The following is a 20,053-nucleotide window of genomic DNA, read 5'->3' as shown; positions in this document are numbered from 1 at the left end:
TTGTGCGGCCGCCAATGTCGGGGCCGCTGGCCCATCCGGAACGCCGTCACGGGTTTCGCACCGGCCATACGCAACCTTGTTGCTCAACAGGAGAACACACCATGCGTCACGTTGATTTTTCCCCGCTTTACCGTTCGACCGTCGGTTTCGACCGGCTGTTCACTATGCTCGATTCGCTTGCGCAGCCGGAAGGCCAGACCTACCCGCCTTATAACATCGAGCGCACGGGCGAGGACGCCTATCGCATCTCGATGGCTGTGGCCGGCTTTTCGGAAGATGAGATTTCGATCGAAGCTCACCGCAATGTGCTGACCGTCAAGGGTGAGCGCAAGGAGGAAGGCAATGGCGAAGGCTCCGAACTGCTCTATCGCGGTATCGCCAGCCGAGCCTTCGAGCGCCGCTTCCAGCTTGCCGATCACGTCGAGGTCGTCGGCGCCGCGCTGAAGAACGGCCTGCTCTTCGTCGATCTCAAGCGCAACATCCCCGAAGAGCTGAAGCCGCGCAAGATCGCGATCACCTCGGCTCCGGCCAAGGCCAAGCAGATCGAGGCCAAGACTGCCGCGTAAGCTAGGCAGCTAAATTCTCCCGGGAGGCCAACTCCCGGGGAAAAAGGGGCGGTGCAGTAATGCGCCGCTCTTTTTTGCTGGTGGGTAAGGCCTACTATCCGGCGAGCAGGTAGCCGAAACGGTCGACCTCGTCGGGCGTGGTCGCGAAGCTGGTGACGAAGCGATAGAGCGCTTCGTACTCGCCGATGTGGCCGTCGTAGCCGAGCGGCCTGCGCCAGTCGTGGAAGGCCGCGCCTGCCGCTTGCATTCGTTCGGCCTCGGCCTTTTTCATCACCGCGAAAACCTCGTTCGCCTGCGGCAGCCAAGCCAGCCTGGCCGAAGGGGAATCTTCTATCGCCGCGGCAAGCCGTGCCGCCATCGCATTGGCGTGCCGTGCCGTGTCGAGCCATAGCCCACCCCTGAAATAAGCATCGAATTGCGCGGCGATGAAGCGCGATTTCGAGAACAGCTGGGCCGCGCGCTTGCGCAAAAACGCCAATTCCTTGGCTCGCTCGAGGTCGAACAGCACGATCGCCTCGGCGCACCAACAGCCATTCTTGGTACCGCCGAAGGAGAGGATGTCGACGCCGTGCTTCCAGGTCATTTCGGCCGGCGTCGTTTCCAGCGCGACGAGCGCATTGGCAAAGCGGGCCCCGTCCATGTGTAGCGGCAATCCGTGCTGCTTTGCGATCGCCGAAATCCTGGCGATTTCGTTCAGCGTGTAGACGGTGCCGACCTCGGTCGACTGCGTGATCGAAACCGCCATCGGCCGCCCGGAATGGACGTTTTCTGGTGCGAAACGGTCCACCGCCCGTTCCAGATTGCCGGCATCGATTTTGCCGAGTGCGCCTTCGACTGTGTAAAGCCGCGAACCGCCGGTGAAATATTCCGGTGCACCGCATTCGTCCTCGATGACGTGCGATTCGCGATGGCAGAAGGAAATGCCGCCGGGCTTGTTATAGGCAGTCAGTGACAGCGAATTGGCAGCGGTGCCGGTGGCGACGAAAAACACCGCGACCTCGCACTCGAAGATTTCGTTGAAGCGCTGGTAAACTGCCTCGTCGAGGACGCCATCGCCATAGGCGGTGGAGAAGCCATCGGCATGGGCCGAGAGGCCGGCAGCAATACGGGGATGGGCGCCTGCCCAATTGTCGGAAGCGAAAATCATGCGTCTGCCTATGCTGGGGAAATCGGTGCGAGCTTGGCCGCTTTCGCATGCCGGCCGCAAGTGACAGATGCCGAAAATCCGCTAAAGCCAGCGAAAGCCTGACCGCAGATGCAGCGACGGAAGGTTACGCTGATACCGCGTGCCGCGCAATTTTCTGTCGCCAAAGCCCCAAGAATTTTGTGAATCGGTCTTGTGTGCTTCCAAAATTTCTGTCATAAAAATTTAGGACAGTAGTGCTGTCTTATTTTGTCGCACAAAACTGGCCGCATTGGGCATATGATAGCGCCTCTGCGGCCATTGCCGCGAGCGACAGCTAGACAGCCTGGCTGCGGCCTGTACGAATACCATATGCGAACCATGCGGAAAGCCGCACGGTCGGCAAGAATTTCGCAAGACGTGCCGCAAGATTGAAAGGGGAGCCCCGCGCTTCCCGACGGAAACCAGCGCCCGAAGGGGACGGAACGGAGGACAGGACGATGACGGACATGACGCCATCTGCGACGAAGGCCGCGCAGACGAAAGCGGCAGCCGTCAAGAATCTGTCCCTGACCAATATTGGGCGAACCAGTACCGGCTACGCCGCGCACGGTCTCTACGATCCGCGCAACGAGCATGATGCCTGCGGCGTCGGCTTTATCGTCAACATGAAGGGCGTAAAGTCACACCAGATCGTCGAGGACGGCCTTGCCGTGCTCGAAAACCTGACGCACCGCGGCGCCGTCGGCGCCGATCCGCTGATGGGCGACGGCGCGGGCGTGCTGGTGCAACTGCCGGACCGCTTCTTCCGCGATGAGATGGCCAAGCAAGGGGTCGAATTGCCGAAGCCCGGCCATTATGCCGTCGGCCACGTGTTCATGCCGCGCGACCCGGAGTTGCAGGCGCATATCGAGGGCATCATCGCCGAGGTGGCGCAACTCGAGGGCCAACCGCTGCTCGGCTTTCGCGACGTGCCGGTCGACAATTCGTCGCTATCCAAGGCGCCCGACATCGCCGCTTCCGAGCCGGTGCACCGGCAGGTGTTCCTGGGCCGCGGCGCCGAGATCGAGAACGACGACGATTACGAGCGGCGGCTGTACATCCTGCGCAAGGTCATTTCCGGCCGCATCCACGAGGAGACCAAAGGCGTCGACAACGGCTTCTATGTCGTCTCGATGTCGTCGCGGACCATCGTCTACAAGGGCATGTTCCTGGCCTATCAGGTCGGCGCCTACTACAAGGACCTCACCGACCCGCGTTTCGAGACGGCGCTGATCCTGGTCCACCAGCGCTTCTCGACCAACACGTTCCCGTCCTGGAAGCTGGCGCATCCCTACCGCATGGTCGCCCACAATGGCGAGATCAACACGCTGCGCGGCAACGTCAACTGGATGGCGGCGCGGCAGGCCTCGGTCGATTCCGAACTGTTCGGCAACGACATCTCAAAGCTTTGGCCGATCTCTTATGAAGGGCAGTCGGACACCGCCTGCTTCGACAATGCGCTCGAATTCCTGACGCAGGGCGGCTATTCGCTCGCCCATGCCATGATGATGCTGATCCCGGAAGCATGGGCCGGCAACAAGCTGATGGGTCAGGACCGCAAGGCCTTCTACGAGTATCACGCAGCGCTGATGGAGCCGTGGGACGGGCCGGCGGCGGTGGCCTTCACCGACGGCCGCCAGATCGGCGCCACGCTCGACCGCAACGGGCTGCGGCCGGCGCGCTACATCGTCACCGATGACGACCGCGTCATCATGGCCTCGGAAGCCGGCGTGCTGCCGGTGCCGGAGGAAAGGATCGTCAAGAAGTGGCGGCTGCAGCCCGGCCGCATGCTGCTGATCGACCTGGACAAGGGGCGCATCGTTTCCGACGAGGAGATCAAGTCGGAGATCGCGACCAGGCACCCCTACAAGAGCTGGCTCGCCAACACCCAACTCATCCTCGAGGATCTGAACCCGGTCGAGCCGCGCGCCCTGCGCAGGGATGTCTCGCTGCTCGACCGCCAGCAGGCGTTCGGCTACACCCAGGAGGATACCAAGCTGTTGATGTCGCCGATGGCGACCACCGGCCAGGAAGCGGTCGGCTCGATGGGCACCGACACGCCGATTTCGGCAATGTCGGACAGATCGAAGCTGCTCTACACCTATTTCAAGCAGAACTTCGCACAGGTCACCAATCCGCCGATCGACCCGATCCGCGAGGAGCTGGTGATGAGCCTGGTGTCCTTCATCGGGCCGCGGCCCAACATCTTCGATCTAGTCGGCAGTTCGCGCCGCAAGCGGCTCGAAGTGCGCCAGCCGATCCTGACCAATGGCGATCTGGAGAAGCTGCGCTCCGTCGGCCATACCGAAGACCGTTTCGACACCAAGACGATCGACATCACCTATGCTTCCAATGAAGGCGCGGCCGGCATGCAGGGCGCCATAGACCGGCTGTGCGAGCGCGCCGAGGCGGCGGTCGCCGGCGGCTACAACATCATCATCCTATCGGACCGTCAGCTTGGGCCGGACCGCATCGCCATCCCGGCATTGCTGGCAACGGCCGCCGTGCACCATCATTTGATCCGCAAGGGGTTGCGCACCTCGGTTGGGCTCGTCGTCGAATCCGGCGAGCCCCGCGAGGTGCACCATTTCTGCTGCCTCGCCGGCTACGGCGCCGAGGCGATCAACCCCTATCTCGCTTTCGACACGCTGCTCGACATGCACAAGCGTGGCGAGTTGCCGGCGGAGGTCGACGCTTACGAAGTCGTCTCCCGCTACATCAAGTCGATCGGCAAAGGCATCCTCAAGGTGATGTCCAAGATGGGCATCTCCACCTACCAGTCCTATTGCGGTGCGCAGATCTTCGATGCCATCGGGCTCAAGTCGGACTTCGTGCAGAAGTACTTCACCGGCACGGCGACGCTGATCGAAGGCGTCGGGCTGGACGAGATCGCCGCCGAAACGGTCAGCCGCCACACCGACGGCTTCGGCAGCGACCCGGTGCTGCGCAACAGCCTCGAGGTCGGCGGCGAATACATGTTCCGCATGCGCGGCGAGGCCCATATCTGGTCGCCGGACGCGGTGGCGACCTTGCAGCATGCCGTGCGCCAAGGTTCGTGGGAGACGTTCAAGGACTATTCCGCCCAGATCGACAGCGAGACGGCACAGGCGCAGACCATTCGCGGCCTGTTCAAGATCAAGCTTGCGCAAGAGACCGGGCGCAAGAAGGTCAAGCTCGACGAGGTGATGCCGGCCGCCGATGTCGTCAAGCGCTTCTCGACCGGGGCGATGTCCTTCGGTTCGATCTCCAGGGAGGCGCACACGACGCTGGCGCGCGCCATGAACGCCATCGGCGGCAAGTCGAACACCGGCGAGGGCGGCGAAGAGGCCGACCGCTATCTGCCACTGCCGGGCGGCGGTAAGAACCCCGAACGCTCGGCGATCAAGCAGGTCGCCTCGGGACGCTTTGGCGTCACGGCGGAATATCTGGTCAATTCCGACATGATGCAGATCAAGGTCGCGCAAGGGGCGAAGCCCGGCGAGGGCGGCCAGCTGCCGGGCCACAAGGTCGATGCGACCATAGCCAAGGTCAGGCATTCGACGCCGGGTGTCGGCCTGATCTCGCCGCCGCCGCATCATGACATCTATTCGATCGAGGATCTGGCGCAGCTCATCTACGATCTGAAGAACGTCAATCCGGCGGCCGACGTATCGGTCAAGCTGGTCTCGGAAGTCGGCGTCGGCACGGTTGCGGCCGGCGTCGCCAAGGCGCGTGCCGACCACATCACCATATCAGGTTATGACGGCGGCACCGGCGCCTCGCCGCTGACCTCGCTCAAGCATGCCGGCAGCCCGTGGGAGATGGGCCTTGCCGAGACGCACCAGACGCTGGTGCTCAACGGCCTAAGGTCGCGCGTCGCGCTGCAGGTCGATGGCGGCCTGCGCACCGGGCGTGACGTCGTCATCGGCGCACTGCTCGGCGCCGACGAGTTCGGCTTCTCTACCGCGCCGTTGATCGCGGCCGGCTGCATCATGATGCGCAAGTGCCATCTCAACACCTGCCCGGTCGGCGTCGCGACACAGGACCCGGTGCTGCGCAAGCGCTTCAAGGGCACGCCCGAGCACGTCATCAACTTCTTCTTCTATGTGGCGGAAGAGGTGCGGGCGCTGCTTGCCGAGATGGGCTACACCCATCTCGACCAGATCATCGGCGACACCGACCTTCTGGAAAAGCGCGAGCTGATCCAGCACTGGAAGGCGCGCGGGCTCGACTTCAGCAAGATGTTCTACAAGCCCGATGCACTGCACGAGGCGACGCACTGGACCGAGCGGCAGAAGCATCCGATCGAGGACGTGCTAGACCGCAAGCTGATCGAACTGGCCAAGCCGGCGCTCGAAGCCAGGCAGCCGGTCAGCATCGAACTGCCGATCCGCAACGTCGACCGTTCGACGGGCGCCATGCTGTCGGGCGAGGTGGCAAAGCGCTTCAGGCACAAGGGTCTGCGCGAGGACACGATCTCGGTCAAGCTCACCGGCACGGCCGGCCAGTCCTTTGGCGCTTTCCTGGCGCGCGGCGTCTCGTTCGAACTGGTGGGCGCTGCCAACGACTATGTCGGCAAGGGCCTGTCGGGCGGCCGTATCGTCATCCGTCCGCCGGAGAACACGAAAATCGTTGCTGCCGAGTCCATTATTGTCGGCAATACCGTGCTCTATGGCGCAACCGAGGGCGAGGCCTATTTCTGCGGCGTTGCCGGCGAGCGTTTTGCCGTGCGCAATTCGGGTGTCGCCGCCGTCGTTGAAGGTGTCGGCGACCATGGTTGCGAATACATGACCGGCGGTATCGTCGTCGTCATCGGCCAGACCGGCCGCAACTTCGCCGCCGGCATGTCGGGCGGCGTCGCCTATGTGCTCGACGAGGCGGGCGATTTCGCCGAACGCTGCAACATGGCGATGGTCGAGCTGGAGCCGGTTCCGGAAGAGGACGATCTGATGGAAAAGCTGCTCCACCATGGCGGCGATCTCGACCACAAGGGCCGTGTTGACGTATCCGGCGATATGACCAGCCACGACGAGGAGCGGCTTTATCAGCTGATCTCCAACCACGTCCACTACACGGGTTCGGTACGAGGTCGCGAAATCCTCGATGACTGGGCGACTTTTCGGCCGAAATTCCGGAAGATCATGCCGGTCGAATACCGCCGCGCGCTGATCGAGATGGAACGTATGCGCATGAACGTGGCGGCGGAATAGTTTTGGAAATTGCCGGGATGCCATGCGTCCCGGCAACCATCTTCATCAACAATCCTGACCTCGGACTGAAGGTTGCCACGGCTGCCTTATGGGGTTAACGGGTGCGTCGCCAGGCGTGCCTTCCGGACAGCAGGGACTGGACTATGGGCAAGGTAACAGGGTTTCTCGAGATCGACCGGCAGGTGCACAAGTACCAGCCGGCTTCCGACCGCATCCGGCATTTCCGCGAGTTCACGCTGCCGATGTCGGACAAGGAGGTCGAGAAACAGGCCGCGCGCTGCATGGATTGCGGCATTCCGTATTGCCATGGGCCGACCGGCTGCCCGATCCACAACCAGATCCCGGACTGGAACGACCTCGTCTACAATGGCGACTGGGAAAACGCGATCCGCAACCTGCATTCGACCAACAATTTTCCGGAATTCACCGGCCGTATCTGTCCCGCACCTTGCGAGGAAGCCTGCACGCTGAATCTTGAGGACATTCCGGTCGCCATCAAGACGATCGAGCAGGCGATTGCCGACAAAGCCTATGAAACCGGCCATATCCGGCCCTATCCGCCGGAACGGAAGACCGGCAAGCGCGTCGCGATCATCGGCTCGGGGCCGGCGGGAATGGCGGCTGCCCAGCAACTCGGCCGCGCCGGCCATGACGTTCACGTCTATGAGCGCGAGAGCCGGCCGGGCGGGCTGATGCGCTACGGCATCCCCGACTTCAAGATCGAGAAGCATTATATCGACCGGCGCATCGAGCAGATGCAGGGCGAGGGTGTCAGCTTCCATTGCGGCGTCAATGTCGGCGTCGACAAGCCGGTCGCCGAACTGCTCGCCGAACATGATGCTGTGCTCTATTGCGGCGGTTCCGAAACACCGCGTCCGGCCAACATCCCGGGTGACGATCTCGACGGCGTGCACGACGCGATGCCGTATCTGGTTCAGCAGAACAAGCGTATCGGCGGCGAGCCGATCCAGTCGGTGGCATGGCCGTCGCGCCCGATAGTCGCCGGCGGCCAGCATGTCGTCGTGGTCGGCGGCGGCGACACTGCCTCCGACTGCGTCGGCACTGCCTTCCGCCAGGGCGCGGTGCGCGTCACCCAGCTCGACATCCGGCCGCAGCCGCCGGAAAAGGAAGACAAGCTGTCGGTCTGGCCCTACTGGGCGACCAAGATGCGCACCTCGTCCTCGCAGGCCGAAGGCGCCGAGCGCGAATTCCAGGTGGCGACACTTGAATTCATCGGCGAGGACGGCCAGCTGACCGGGGTCAAATGCTGTGAGGTCGACGAAAAGCGCAAGCCAATCGCCGGCACGGAATTCGTCATCCGCGCCGATCTCGCGTTCATCGCCATCGGCTTTGCCGGGCCAGCCGCTCGCGGGCCGGTGTCGGAACTCGAGGGGCAGATGAAGATCGTCACCGACAGCCGCCGTTCGAAAAACGTCGAGGCCAATGACCGCGACTACAGGACCAGCCTCGAAAGGCTCTATGCGGCGGGCGACGTGCGGCGCGGCCAGTCGCTGGTCGTCTGGGCGATCCGCGAGGGCCGCCAGGCGGCGCGCGCCATCGACGAGGCGCTGATGGGATCGAGCGTGCTGCCGCGCTGAGTCCGTTCCGAAGAGGTTCTGGTTACTGCCGGATCGCTGTCGTCGTGTCGGATGCGGCCGCCGTCGCAGGCGGTGTCTTGGGCGGCCACGAGAAATCGTCGGCGCGGCCCGGCGAGGCGTCGGGCGCCTTGCCCTCGACGATCAGCCTTTCGCCCGGCAAATTCTTGTCAGCTTTTGCCGGCGAGGCGGCGCCGAGTAGTTCCGAGCCGCCGTCCAGCGCCGGATCGCTGAGCAGCATCGGCACGGTGCGATCGACGGCTATCGGTGCGGCGGCAGGTGCCGGCGCCTCGACGGGAGCGCCGGCGGGGGCAGAAGCTGTCACCACGCTCCCCGGCGCGGCCAGCCCAAGGATCTTCATCAGCGGCTTTTCGGTGTAAAAGGCGAGCTTGCGCTTGCCGGCCTTCGACATGTTGATGCCGTCGTCGGAGCGCAGGCGCACCGATTGGCCGTTGATGTCCGGTCCGCTGGTGATAAAGGCGCCGTTCTCGTCGACGAACCCGTCCCAGACATCGACGAACTCGCCGCCGTGGCTTTCGGCGGACGAGCGGTAGATGTCGTTGAAGGCCAGCATGTCGGAGGTCATTTTCGAGACCCGGAAGGCCGGCATGCCAACCCACAGATACGGCACTTTGGCTGAAGCGATGGCCTTGCCGAGTGCTTCGGTCCGGCGCTTGTATTCCTTGGTCCAGTTTTCGGATCGCGGCTGCTCGCGCACATCGCCGACGCGCATCTGCTGCCGATCGTTGGATCCGAGCATGACGACGACGGCTGCCGGTTTTTCGGCCGCGATGAGCGACTTGACCTGTTCTGGCCAGTTGTAGACATCGTCACGCACGAAGCCGGACGATCCGTTGGCACGGACCACGATCCTGACGCCGGTGTTTTCGGCAAAGGCGGCGTCGAGCCCCTCAGCCAGCCCAGACGCCATGAAATCGCCGACCACCAGAATGACGCGTGCATCCGGCGCCTTCTCGGCCACGGGGGTTATCGGCTCGACCGGCGGCGGCCGGCGAACGGACCGGGGCTTTTTCAGCTTGGGCCTAGGCTTTGTTCTCTGGAATTCTCTCTGGAATTCGGGCGGCGGCTGCTCAAACCGCTCGCTTCTGCGCGGAAACAACAGGTCGCGCAGCGACCAGCCACGACTTTCCGGCTCCTGCGCCATGGCCGAGATATGAAAGGCGCTGGCGGCGCCGACTGCAAGAACGGCGATCGCCAGAACAAGGATCGGCACGCGACGAACGATTAACCGGATGCGCGCAGCCGAAACCAATCACCCTCTCCATCCCGTAACCGGCTCTAGTTCTGCCTGAGCCATTTGAGCACTTCCTTGCTCGGATACCCGTCCTGGGTCAAGCCGGCCTTTGCCTGGAAGGCCATGATGGCGGTTTTCGATCCGTCACCGATCTTGCCGTCGAACTTGCCGTCGTAATAGCCGTGCTCGGAAAGTCGCTTCTGAAGCTCCTGCCTTTCCTCGAAGGAGAGCTTGGTAAACGGTCGCTTCCAGTCCTGCACGAGCCCGCCATAGCCGGCAATTTCGTCGGCAAGAAGGCCCACGGCCAGCGCATATTTGTCGGCATTGTTGTAACGCTTGATGACCGAGAAATTCTTGATCATCAGGAAGGCTGGCCCGCCGCGGCCGCCGGGCAGCTTCAAAGTCGCCTTGTCCGCACCGTTCTTGAACGGCTTGCCGTTGGCACGGGTGACGCCCAGCGCCTGCCATTGCGACAGCGACTTCGAGCCCCCAGGCAGCTTCTTGGCGTCCGGAAGGCTGACCTCATAACCCCAGGTCTTGCCTGCCTGCCAGCCGTTGTTCCTCAGCAAATTGGCGGCTGTCGCAAGTGCGTCGGGAATCGAATTCCAGATGTCGCGCTTGCCATTGCCGTCCATATCGACCGCATAGGACTGATAGCTGGTGGGGATGAACTGGGTATGGCCCATCGCGCCGGCCCATGAGCCGCTGAGATGGCTTTCGTCGATGTCGCCGGTCTGCAGGATCTTCAGCGCCGCGATCAGCTGGGTGCGGGCAAATTTCGCGCGCTTCGGGTCGGCATAACCAAGCGTCGCCAGCGAGCGCACGACACTGCGCATGATGTCATCGCGCTTGAGGGTTTCGCCGTAGTTCGATTCCATCGACCAGATGGCCAGCAGGATGTAGCGGTCGACGCCGTATCTTGCCTCGATCCTGTCCAGCCAAGGCTTCCATTTCCTTGCCATCTGCTGGCCGACGGCGACCGATTGGTCATGGACCCGGTTGTCGAAATAATCCCAGGCGGGTGCGGTGAATTCGGGTTGAGTACGGGCCTTTTCCAGCACCACCGGGTCAGCATCGTTGATGCCCTTGAATGCCTGGTCGTAGACGGAGCCGGAAACGCCGCTAGCCACGGCGGTAGCACGGAAGCTGGCGACCCATTGGCGGAAGCCGGCATCAGCAAGAGCTGGCCCGCTGGGCATGAGCAAGGCAAGCGAGAGGCTGGCGGCCGTCAGGACGCTGGTGAAGCGCCTTGCGGCGTTGCGAACGGACATCTTTTCCTCCTTCTTCATCTCAGGAAGACTATTTATCGCCGAGCCCGGTTAGCATTTGGTTTACCATAGGTGCCGTCCGGGGTGAAAAGATGTGTCAATGCTTTACCAGCCGAGATTTCTGACCCGCCGTTCAGTAATCCTCGATTTCGGCATGAAAATGTCTCGAATCGGGATTGCCGAACAGGCATGCAAATGGATAATTGGCACATGAAGAGAGTTCGCAAGGCAGTGTTCCCGGTTGCCGGTCTCGGCACGCGCTTTCTCCCTGCCACCAAGGCCATTCCCAAGGAAATGCTGACGGTCGTCGACAGGCCGGTCATCCAGTATGTGGTCGATGAGGCGCGCGACGCCGGAATCGAGCATTTCATCTTCGTGACCGGCCGCAACAAGGCGGTCATCGAGGATCACTTCGATGTCCAGTTCGAGCTCTACGACACACTTGCGCAGCGCGGCAAGGACGACCAGCTCGCCCGCCTGCAGCGGCTGCAGCCGGCGCCGGGGCAGACCAGCTTCACCCGCCAGCAGGTACCGCTCGGCCTTGGTCACGCCGTCTGGTGCGCGCGCGAGCTCGTCGGCGACGAGCCCTTTGCGCTGCTGTTACCCGACATGATCATGCAGTCGGAAAAAAGCTGCACGAAGGACATGGTCGAGCTCTACGCCGAGACAGGAAACAACATCGTCGCCGTGCAGGAATGCGATCCGGCCGAGGCGCACAAATACGGCATTGTCGGCCGCGGCGAGGACGCGCATCACGGTTTCCGCATCAGCGGCATGGTGGAAAAGCCGAAGACCGGCACGGCGCCGTCGAACCTCTACATCAACGGGCGCTACATCCTGCAGCCGGAGATATTCAAGATACTCGAAGATCAGGAAAAAGGCGCCGGCAACGAGATCCAGCTTACCGATGCAATGCTGAAGCTGCAGAAGCAACAGCCCTTCTACGGCTACCACTACCGCGGGCGGACCTTCGACTGCGGCTCGCCCGAAGGTTTCGTTGAGGCGAACGTCGCCTTCGCACTGTGGCGCAGCGACATGAATGCCAGCATGGCCGGTGTCATTCGCACGCTTCTCGATGAACTCGCGCCGTCAGAACGCCGCGGCGTAGCCTCATAGTTTCAACACCGGTTGCCGCGCTGACCGGCTAGCGCTGCAACTTCAAGCCGACGAAGATACTGTTGGCCGTGTAGTCGCGCCCAGCCAGGGTGCTGGTCAGTTTTTCAGTCCTGGCGCGGGTGGTGAGCCCGGTGTAGCGGTTCAGCCACCACGTCAGCCCAGCCTCGGCGCTCAGCGTCAAATCATGATCATCGGAGCCGGTATAGTCGCGCCATTCAAGGCCGAGAGCGGCATTTCCGGTCAGGTTGGCGCGGATCTGCCGCTCGCCGGTGAGGCTGCCGGAATAGAGCATGTCGCCGCTTTCGCCCGCATTCGTCGTGTTCTCGGCGGTCGTCTGCGCGGTGAGCCCGATTATGGTGCCGCGTTCCGGCGACCATTTGAGATCGGCATTGACCGTCGCGCCCGAAATCGCCGGCAGGGCGTCGTCGTCGATGGCTTCGCGCAGCCAGCCGACCGAGAACTCGCCGGTAAGCTTCTCGCGGAGATCGAGTTCGACGCCGGCCCGTGCGCCAAGCCTGCTGGAGGAGCGCTGGAAGCCGTTTGGATCGACGCGCAAATCATAAGCGCGCCGGCCGATCTCGATTTCGGTGAACGGGGTGATGGCAGGCGAGATCTCGTAGCCGGTGCGCAAAATGGCCGTGTAGAGCGTCGAGTCGCGGCCCTTCTGCGACAGCGATCCGCCCGACGAAAGCTTGGCGTCGCCAAAGATGTCGTGCTCGACCGCGCCGGTCAGCGCGAAGCGCATCTTGCCGGCATCCTTCTCGACGGCGAGGCTGCCGTTCACGGTCTGGCGCACTGGCTGGCCGACGGCGCCGACGACTGCGTCCGGCGCCGAGGCCGATTCGGGCACGGCCTCATAGCCCAGCTTGGCGATGGCGCGCAGATCATTGTCGAGATCGATGTTGAGTGTGCCGTCGACGCGGCCTTGCGCCTCGTGAATGTCATAGCCGGACAAGGTTTCGCGGAAGATGCCATAGCCCTCAATCGTCGCCGAATTCTCGCGCCAATCGGAGACGGCATTGAAGCGCAGCGTCGTTTCCGACAGCAACGCCGGCTTGCCGAGGCTGCTCGAATCGGCGTTTGTCGAAGACGTCAGGCCTTGCTCGAGCGTCGGCCGGATCACGAAGGAGCCGAGCTTGATACCGGTGGCGGCGAACGGGTCGTCCTCGTTCTTCTTGTCCTGGCCTTCGACGGCTTCGGTGCGCTCGGCACCGGGGCCAAGCCTGAGCTTTTCGGCGGAATCGACGGTGACGGCACGGCGGTTGGCCGTATCCTGCTCGTCTGTGGCAGCTGTGTCGGCGTCGTGGGTCGTCGCCGCGGCTGCAGTCGCGGTTCCCTTGCTCTTCGTATTGTCCGCGGCCCCGTCATTGTCTTCTTCGGCGGCGCGTTGCGTTGCGGTCGGCCGCCGTCGCGGCGGCGGAGCAGGGTTGTCGGGAAATGGGTCGCCGCTGACCGCTGGCGGATCGAAAGTGCCGCCGGTTGCAGCCGCTTCGCCCGTGCCTTCGTCAGGCAAGGCCCCCTGGCTGGCCGGACGATAGGTAGGCAGCGGCGTATTGTCGTTAGCGGTTGCAGCTGCCTGCGCGGCCTGGGTTCCGGCCATGCTCGATTGCCTGATCCTGTACTGCTGGTCATCCAGGATTATCGATTCCGAAACGTCGCCGCGCAGCTCGGCTTGCTGGGCGCAAAGCAGTGCCGGCCGCGACAACGCAAAGACACTGGTTGCCAGCAGCAATGCCCAGACCGCCTTGCCCTTTCGTCCCATTTTCTTTTGAGGCTGAAACCCGGGCATCGGCACCACTGCTTGCGCGGCGCACGCGCGCCATACTTACGAAACCGTAAATGGGGATGGTTAACGGAGCGTTGAGGGCTGGCCCGTCAGGGTGTTCGGGGCGGCAATTCCGTTGGACAGGCGCGCGCCGAAGCGCTAATCGCATCGTCCATGGACGTGAAATCCCCTGACAGGAAGCGGCACGACGGGCAGGCCGCGATTGCCTCGGCGCTGAGAACGGTGGCGACAGAGCAGGCCGGCGTCGCGGCACTGGCCGACGCACTCGAAAACGGGCTGGCCGAGCCGTTCGCACGCGCCGTCGACATGATGTCGCAGATCGATGGCCGCGTCATCGTCACCGGGGTCGGCAAAAGCGGCCATATCGGCTCGAAGATCGCCGCAACGCTCGCCTCGACCGGCACGCCGGCCTTCTTCGTCCACCCTGCCGAAGCCAATCACGGCGACCTCGGCATGATCGCCAGGAACGACGCCATCGTCGCCCTGTCGTGGTCGGGGGAAAGCCTCGAGCTCAAAGGCATCATCGCCTATTCGAGGCGCTTCTCGATCCCGCTGGTCGCGGTCACCGCGGGCGAAAAATCGGCTCTGGCGCGCGCGGCGGACGTGGTGCTTCTGCTGCCGCGAGCCCCGGAAGCCTGCCCGCACGGGCTTGCGCCGACGACCTCGACGCTGCTGCAAATGGTGATGGGCGATGCGCTGGCCATCGCGCTGCTCGAGGCACGCGGCTTCACCCCGGACCATTTCCGCACGTTCCATCCCGGCGGCCAGCTCGGCGCCAACCTGACGCAGATCCGCGAGATCATGCATGTCGGCGACAGGCTGCCGCTGGTGTCGTCCGGCACCGGCATGCGCGAAGCAATCCTTGAGCTATCGCGCAAGGGATTTGGCTGCGTGGCGGTCACTGCGGCGGACGGCAAGCTGATCGGCATCATCACCGATGGCGACATCAGGCGCCATATCGGCAGCGATCTTCTGGCCATGAGCGTTGATCAGGTGATGACCAGAGAGCCAAAGATGGCCGCGCCCGACACGCTAGTTGCGACGGCCCTGCAGACGATCAACGACTCGGCCATTACCAGCCTGATGGTGGTCGAAGGCAGGCGGCCGATCGGGCTCGTCCATCTGCACGACCTGCTGCGCATCGGTGCCGCCTAGCGGGCCTCTAGACCGCCTCGACCGTCAGTTCCAGGTCGGTGTCGGCGGCACCCGTCACGCGCACCTGCGTGCCGGCCGGCAGGTCAGGGCCGGAGACGCGCCATAATGTGTCGCCCAGCTTGATGCGGCCGCGCCCGTCCTTGATCGGCTCGGCAAGTGTCGCCGTCCGGCCGACCATCTGTGCGCCGCGACGGTTGAGCAGGGGCTGGTCGGTTTCATCATGGCGCCCGCCCACCAGCCGCTTGCCGACGTAAGCCGAGACCAGCGACAGCGCGAGGAAGGCGAGGACCTGGACCTGCCAGGTCCAGAAACCGGCGTCCCAGATGAGAAGCGAGACGACGCCGATCAATAGCGCGGCAATGCCGATCCACAGCATGAAAATGCCGGGCGCGATGACCTCCATCACCAGCAGGATGAAGCCGAGGACCATCCAGCTCCACGGGCCGAGTTCGGAAACAATGCGGTCGAGCATGGCTGCGGCCTCAGGTTTCGCTCGGACGAACCACCGGCGGGCGGGCCTGTCGTGCTGGACTGGCGGTGCCCTGGCTCTTGAAAACTTCCCTGGCGATTTCGCCAATGCCGCCGAGCGTGCCGATCAGTGAGGAAGCCTCTATCGGCATCAGCACGAGTTTGCTGTTTGTCGCTGCACCGATCCTGGTCAGCGCTTCGGTGTATTTCAGCGCGACAAAGTAGTTGAGCGCCTGCACATCGCCCTTGGAGATCGCCTCCGACACCACCTGCGTGGCGCGTGCTTCAGCCTCGGCCGAGCGCTCTCGCGCCTCGGCATCGCGGAAGGCGGCTTCCTTGCGGCCCTCGGCCTCTAGAATCTGCGATTGTTTGAGGCCTTCGGCGGCGAGGATCTGGGCGCGCTTATTGCGCTCGGCCATCATCTGGCGGCCCATCGATTCGACGAGATTGGCCGGTGGGTTGATGTCCTTGATCTCGACACGGGTGATCTTGATACCCCAGGGGTGCGCGGCCTCATCAACGACGCGCAGCAGGCGCTCGTTGATGGCGTCACGGTTCGACAACAGTTCGTCGAGATCCATCGAGCCCATGACGGTGCGGATGTTGGTCATCGTCAGATTGAGAATGGCATTCTGCAGGCCGGCGACCTGGTAGGCGGCCTGCGCCGCGTTGAGCACCTGATAGAAGGCGACGCCGTCGACGGCAACGGTGGCGTTGTCGCGGGTGATGATCTCCTGCGTCGGGACGTCGAGCACCTGCTCCATCATATTCATCTTGGCGCCGACGCGGTCGATGAACGGCACGATGAGGTTGAGGCCCGGGCTCAATGTCTTGGTGTAACGGCCAAAGCGTTCGACGGTATAATTGTAGCCTTGCGGAATTGTCCGGATGCCCTTGAAAAGCACCAGAACGACAAGGGCGACTAGAACAAGAAGCGCAATATCGAAACCACTGAAATCCATTTGGCTCTCCCCTCAAAGGCCGGCCATGTTGGACATTCCACGCGGCCGACTTGACCAAACACTTAAGTGTGTTTCAGCAACGTTACAATCAGGTGATCATGGAATGCCGGTGCATAGACAGGTGATCTGTTCAGGCCCAGCCGGACAGCTCGCGCCGTACCATTGCCTCGATCACCGACATGCCCTCGGCACTGTCGTTGAGGCAAGGGATGTGTGCGAACTTTTCACCGCCCGCATGGTGGAAGGTCTCGGCCGCTTCCCTGCCGATTTCGTCCAGCGTCTCGATGCAGTCGACGGAAAAGCCCGGATTGACGATGGCGATCGATTTCACGCCTTCGCGCCCTAGTCTTTCGACCGTCTTGTCGGTGTAGGGCTGCAGCCATTCCTGCGCGCCGAAGCGCGACTGGAAGGTGGTAATCAGCTTCTTTTCATCCCAGTCGAGCTTTTCGCGCAGCAGCCGCGTCGTCTCGAGGCAATGGGCCTGGTAGGGGTCGCCCTTGTCGGAATAGGGTTTTGGAACGCCGTGATAGGAAGCGATGACAATTTCCGGTTCGAAGTCGAGGCTCGCCAGATGCTTTTCGATCGAATGGGCGAGCGCCTCGATGTAGGCCGGCTCGTTGTAATAGGGCGGCACGCTGCGAATGGCCGGGGCGCGGCGCATCTTCATTAGCGCGCGAAACAGCTGGTCGTTGGCAGTCGCAGTCGTCGTCGCCGAATATTGCGGATAGAGCGGGAAAGAAAGGATGCGGTCGCAGCCTTGCTCGACCAGTCTGTTGGCCACGCTCTCGGTCGAAGGGTTGCCGTAGCGCATCGTCCAGTCGACGACGACATTGGGTAGGTCGCCGAGCGCGACCCCGAGCTTCTCGGCCTGGGCGCGGGTATAGGTGCGCAGCGGCGACTCGTTGCGCTCCCGGTTCCATATCCTGGCATAGTTGGCCCCCGACTTCTTCGGCCGGGTGGTGAGGACCACGCCGTAGAGGATCGGATACCAGACCGCCTTGTTGAGCTCGATGACGCGCGGATCCGACAGGAACTCCCGGAGGTAGCGCCACATCGGCTTGAAACCGGTGCCGTCGGGGGTACCGAGATTGATCAGCATGACACCGACCTTGCCGCTCATGATCGGAGAGCGCCCTGCCGACGTCACTGCGGCGGACTTCTCGGCTTTGATTTCGGCAGGATTGGCAAGCGTCATGAGGTTCTCCAACACCGCGAACCAACGGTGCCGCGGGCGAAAGTAGCGATGCCGCGCCGGTTTTCAAATGCTGCGTCTGGCCGCACCTGGTCCCAGAAATGCAACACCCGCCCGGTTTGCCGGGCGGGTGCATTGCGTTCCGGCGGCCGGATTACTTCGAGGCCGCCGGGATCGTCAAGGTTGCGCCGACCGGAAGGCGGCGTGGCTCGTAGGCTTTGTTGGCATCGGAGATCATCTTCCACTTGGTGCCGTCGCCATAGGCCTTCACCGCGAGATCCCAATAGGTATCGCCGGCGACGATTACATGGCTGCTTTCGGCCGGTGCCGGCTCAGCCGGCTTGGCGGGCTCGGCTGGTTTTGCCGGCTCGGTTGGGGCCGGCTGACTCGGGACAGGCGCCGTCTCGGCCGGTTTGGCCGGTTCAGCCGGAGCGGGGGTCGCCGGAGCCGGTGTGGCCGGAGCCGCAGGTGCCGCCGGCTGGGCCGGCTCGGCAGGTGCGGGTGCTGCCGGCGCGGTTTCCGCCGGGACGGTCGGCGGCGTGTTGGAAATATCGCCGGAGCCGGCCGGCATTTCGGGCATGGCCGGCTCAACGGGTTTTGTCGGCGCTGCCTCAGCAGGTTTTGGCGGCGCTGTCTCGGCAGGCTGGGCCGGCTTGGCCGGTTCCGCGGCCGGGGCCACGGTCGCGGCGATCTCGGTGATGCGGCCGTCGAGCTTCGGCGTATAGGGCCGGTGCGCGCCGAGGTAATCGGCAACGACCAGTTCCAGCCCCGGGCCGTAATCATAGGCGTTCTTGGCCTTCTCGGCGAACACCTTGTAGCCGTCGCCCCCCTGGCGGACATAGTTGTTGGTGGCGACCAGGTAGTCCTTGTCCGGTTTGATCGGCGTCCATGCGCCGCCTTCCATGACCTCGACCGATTTGACGCGTTCATTAGGCGGCGCCGATTTGTCGAACGCATATTTCAGGCCGGCAACCTGCGGAAAGCGCCCAGCGCCGTCCTCGACCTGGCTGAGGCCGCTTTCGAGGCCGGCAACCAGATCCTTGCCGGAGATCTGGAAGGTCGCCAGCGTGTTCTGAAACGGCAGCACGGTGAGAACCTCGCCCATGGTAACGGTGCCCTGGTCGATCGAGGCGCGCAAGCCGCCGCCATTCGAGATGACGATCTCGACACCCTGGCCCTTGACCCGGTCGAGGACGGCGTCGGAGACCAGATTGCCCATCTCGCATTCTCGGGCGCGGCAGTTTTCGCGGCTGCCGTCGATCGCCTTGGTGGTCTCGGCGACTTCCTTGTTCTTCAAGGCCTCGATGGGCGCGCCGAGTTCCTTGATGCGGGCAAGCACGGCGGGGTCGGGCGTGATCGATTTATCGAGATGGATGGGATCGCCGCTGGCCTCCTTAACGACGCCATTGTCGTCGAACACGACCTTGAACTCGCCGAGATATTTCGAATAGGACGCCGCCTGCACGACCGGCACTTTGTAGCCGTCCGGATTGTCGACCATGGTCGGATAAGGGCCTTCCGCCTTGGGGTCGGTGTTGGACAGCAGCGAATGGCTGTGGCCGCCGACCACCACGTCGATGCCGGGGATCTTGGCGATCACGTCACGCTCGCGCTTGTAGCCGATATGGGTGACCGCGATGATCTTGTTGACGCCCTCTCCCTTCAGTTTGTCGACCTCTGCGGTGATCGACTTGACGTCGTCTTCAATGGCGATGTTCGGGCCAGGGGTGGCAAGCTCCGGCGTGTCGTTGGTGACCGCGCCGACGATGCCGATCTTCTGGCCGCCGACCTCGACCACGATCGATGGCTTGACGCGGTCGCCGAGCTTGGATTGCGCATTGGCCTTCACGTTGGCGCCGAGCACCGGAAACTGGATCATGTCGAGAAACGGCGCCAGTGCCGACTCGCCATCGTCGAACTCATGGTTGCCGAGAGCCTCGGCATCGAATTTCATCTGGTTAAGGAATTCGCCCTCGGTCTTGCCCTTGTAGGTCGTGTAGAAGAGCGAGCCCTGGAAATTGTCACCGGCGCTGAGCAGCAGCACGTTCTGGCCTTCCAGCTTCTTGCGCTCCTGCGCGATCGCGGTGACCAGGCGGGCGGCGCCGCCGACGCATTCGCCCTTGGTCTCCTCCTCGGCCGAGCAGGTCGATTCGTACTTGTTGTTGCTTTCGATGCGGCTGTGCCAGTCGTTGATGTGCAGGATGTTCAGGGTGTAGTCGGCAAAGGATACCCCTGCCGACAGGCCAAGCGCCGATGCCGACAGCGCGGCGATGGCAGCGATCTTCTTCATTCTCGTCTCCCGATAACCTGACCTGAGGCGTTTAACGCTCTTGTTT

General features: G+C 63.2%; 13 protein-coding genes. 5 read left to right on the top strand and 8 right to left on the bottom strand.

The window, feature by feature from the left end:
* Nucleotides 1-101 precede the first annotated feature (101 nt).
* Nucleotides 102-566, top strand: a complete 465-nt coding sequence (locus AC0L2P_RS16765; RefSeq protein WP_023675381.1) for an Hsp20 family protein — start codon at nt 102-104, stop codon at nt 564-566.
* A gap of 94 nt (nt 567-660) precedes the next feature.
* Here AC0L2P_RS16765 and AC0L2P_RS16760 read toward each other — a convergent pair whose 3' ends face one another.
* Complete coding sequence (locus tag AC0L2P_RS16760) at nt 661-1,713, bottom strand: threonine aldolase family protein (RefSeq protein WP_473502438.1); 1,053 nt, start codon at nt 1,711-1,713, stop codon at nt 661-663.
* Between the two features lie 476 nt (nt 1,714-2,189).
* On the opposite strand from AC0L2P_RS16760, the gene gltB reads away from it, so the two are divergent.
* Nucleotides 2,190-6,920, top strand: coding sequence for a glutamate synthase large subunit (gene gltB, locus AC0L2P_RS16755; RefSeq protein ID WP_473502437.1), 4,731 nt, complete (start codon nt 2,190-2,192; stop codon nt 6,918-6,920).
* 143 nt (nt 6,921-7,063) lie between these two features.
* Complete coding sequence (locus AC0L2P_RS16750) at nt 7,064-8,518, top strand: glutamate synthase subunit beta (protein WP_473502436.1); 1,455 nt, start codon at nt 7,064-7,066, stop codon at nt 8,516-8,518.
* Nucleotides 8,519-8,540: 22 nt separating this feature from the next.
* On the opposite strand, the gene AC0L2P_RS16745 is transcribed toward AC0L2P_RS16750, so the two are convergent.
* Nucleotides 8,541-9,788: an SGNH/GDSL hydrolase family protein gene (locus AC0L2P_RS16745; RefSeq protein ID WP_473502435.1), complete on the bottom strand. Its 1,248-nt coding sequence runs from the start codon at nt 9,786-9,788 to the stop codon at nt 8,541-8,543.
* Nucleotides 9,789-9,814: 26 nt separating this feature from the next.
* Entirely contained in the window at nt 9,815-11,041 is a 1,227-nt protein-coding gene (locus AC0L2P_RS16740) for a lytic murein transglycosylase (RefSeq protein ID WP_473502434.1), read from the bottom strand.
* A 207-nt stretch (nt 11,042-11,248) separates the two neighbouring features.
* Here AC0L2P_RS16740 and galU point away from each other — a divergent pair, with 207 nt between their 5' ends.
* On the top strand, nt 11,249-12,154 hold the full coding sequence (gene galU / locus AC0L2P_RS16735) for a UTP--glucose-1-phosphate uridylyltransferase GalU (RefSeq protein ID WP_473502433.1): 906 nt from the start codon (nt 11,249-11,251) through the stop codon (nt 12,152-12,154).
* A gap of 28 nt (nt 12,155-12,182) precedes the next feature.
* On the opposite strand, the gene AC0L2P_RS16730 is transcribed toward galU, so the two are convergent.
* Nucleotides 12,183-13,916 carry an outer membrane beta-barrel protein gene (locus AC0L2P_RS16730; RefSeq protein WP_473502432.1) on the bottom strand — a complete coding sequence of 578 codons (1,734 nt, stop codon included), beginning with the start codon at nt 13,914-13,916 and terminating at the stop codon, nt 12,183-12,185.
* Nucleotides 13,917-14,093: 177 nt separating this feature from the next.
* Between AC0L2P_RS16730 and AC0L2P_RS16725 the strand changes: the two genes are divergently transcribed.
* Nucleotides 14,094-15,095, top strand: a complete 1,002-nt coding sequence (locus tag AC0L2P_RS16725) for a KpsF/GutQ family sugar-phosphate isomerase (protein ID WP_473502431.1) — start codon at nt 14,094-14,096, stop codon at nt 15,093-15,095.
* A 7-nt stretch (nt 15,096-15,102) separates the two neighbouring features.
* Here AC0L2P_RS16725 and AC0L2P_RS16720 read toward each other — a convergent pair whose 3' ends face one another.
* The 4 genes from AC0L2P_RS16720 to AC0L2P_RS16705 all read right to left on the bottom strand — a co-directional run bounded on the left by AC0L2P_RS16720 (nt 15,103) and on the right by AC0L2P_RS16705 (nt 20,007).
* Nucleotides 15,103-15,567: an NfeD family protein gene (locus tag AC0L2P_RS16720; protein ID WP_473502430.1), complete on the bottom strand. Its 465-nt coding sequence runs from the start codon at nt 15,565-15,567 to the stop codon at nt 15,103-15,105.
* Nucleotides 15,568-15,577: 10 nt separating this feature from the next.
* The gene (locus AC0L2P_RS16715) at nt 15,578-16,525 is read right to left on the bottom strand and encodes an SPFH domain-containing protein (RefSeq protein WP_473502429.1); all 948 of its coding nucleotides are present in this window, start codon (nt 16,523-16,525) and stop codon (nt 15,578-15,580) included.
* Nucleotides 16,526-16,655: 130 nt separating this feature from the next.
* Complete coding sequence (gene hemH, locus AC0L2P_RS16710) at nt 16,656-17,720, bottom strand: ferrochelatase (RefSeq protein WP_473502428.1); 1,065 nt, start codon at nt 17,718-17,720, stop codon at nt 16,656-16,658.
* A gap of 151 nt (nt 17,721-17,871) precedes the next feature.
* Entirely contained in the window at nt 17,872-20,007 is a 2,136-nt protein-coding gene (locus AC0L2P_RS16705; protein WP_473502427.1) for a 5'-nucleotidase C-terminal domain-containing protein, read from the bottom strand.
* Nucleotides 20,008-20,053 lie beyond the last annotated feature (46 nt).

This window comes from Mesorhizobium sp. WSM4836 (assembly GCF_055811815.1).
This window is presented reverse-complemented; position numbering and strand designations above follow the sequence as displayed.

Excerpts from the sequence above, each read along its gene's own strand:
- AC0L2P_RS16765 (WP_023675381.1), top strand. The coding sequence starts at position 102 with ATGCGTCACGTTGATTTTTCCCCGCTTTACCGTTCGACCGTCGGTTTC.
- AC0L2P_RS16760 (WP_473502438.1), bottom strand. The coding sequence starts at position 1,713 with ATGATTTTCGCTTCCGACAATTGGGCAGGCGCCCATCCCCGTATTGCT.
- gltB (WP_473502437.1), top strand. The coding sequence starts at position 2,190 with ATGACGGACATGACGCCATCTGCGACGAAGGCCGCGCAGACGAAAGCG.
- AC0L2P_RS16750 (WP_473502436.1), top strand. The coding sequence starts at position 7,064 with ATGGGCAAGGTAACAGGGTTTCTCGAGATCGACCGGCAGGTGCACAAG.
- AC0L2P_RS16740 (WP_473502434.1), bottom strand. The coding sequence starts at position 11,041 with ATGTCCGTTCGCAACGCCGCAAGGCGCTTCACCAGCGTCCTGACGGCC.
- galU (WP_473502433.1), top strand. The coding sequence starts at position 11,249 with ATGAAGAGAGTTCGCAAGGCAGTGTTCCCGGTTGCCGGTCTCGGCACG.
- AC0L2P_RS16730 (WP_473502432.1), bottom strand. The coding sequence starts at position 13,916 with ATGGGACGAAAGGGCAAGGCGGTCTGGGCATTGCTGCTGGCAACCAGT.
- AC0L2P_RS16725 (WP_473502431.1), top strand. The coding sequence starts at position 14,094 with ATGGACGTGAAATCCCCTGACAGGAAGCGGCACGACGGGCAGGCCGCG.
- AC0L2P_RS16720 (WP_473502430.1), bottom strand. The coding sequence starts at position 15,567 with ATGCTCGACCGCATTGTTTCCGAACTCGGCCCGTGGAGCTGGATGGTC.
- AC0L2P_RS16715 (WP_473502429.1), bottom strand. The coding sequence starts at position 16,525 with ATGGATTTCAGTGGTTTCGATATTGCGCTTCTTGTTCTAGTCGCCCTT.
- hemH (WP_473502428.1), bottom strand. The coding sequence starts at position 17,720 with ATGACGCTTGCCAATCCTGCCGAAATCAAAGCCGAGAAGTCCGCCGCA.
- AC0L2P_RS16705 (WP_473502427.1), bottom strand. The coding sequence starts at position 20,007 with ATGAAGAAGATCGCTGCCATCGCCGCGCTGTCGGCATCGGCGCTTGGC.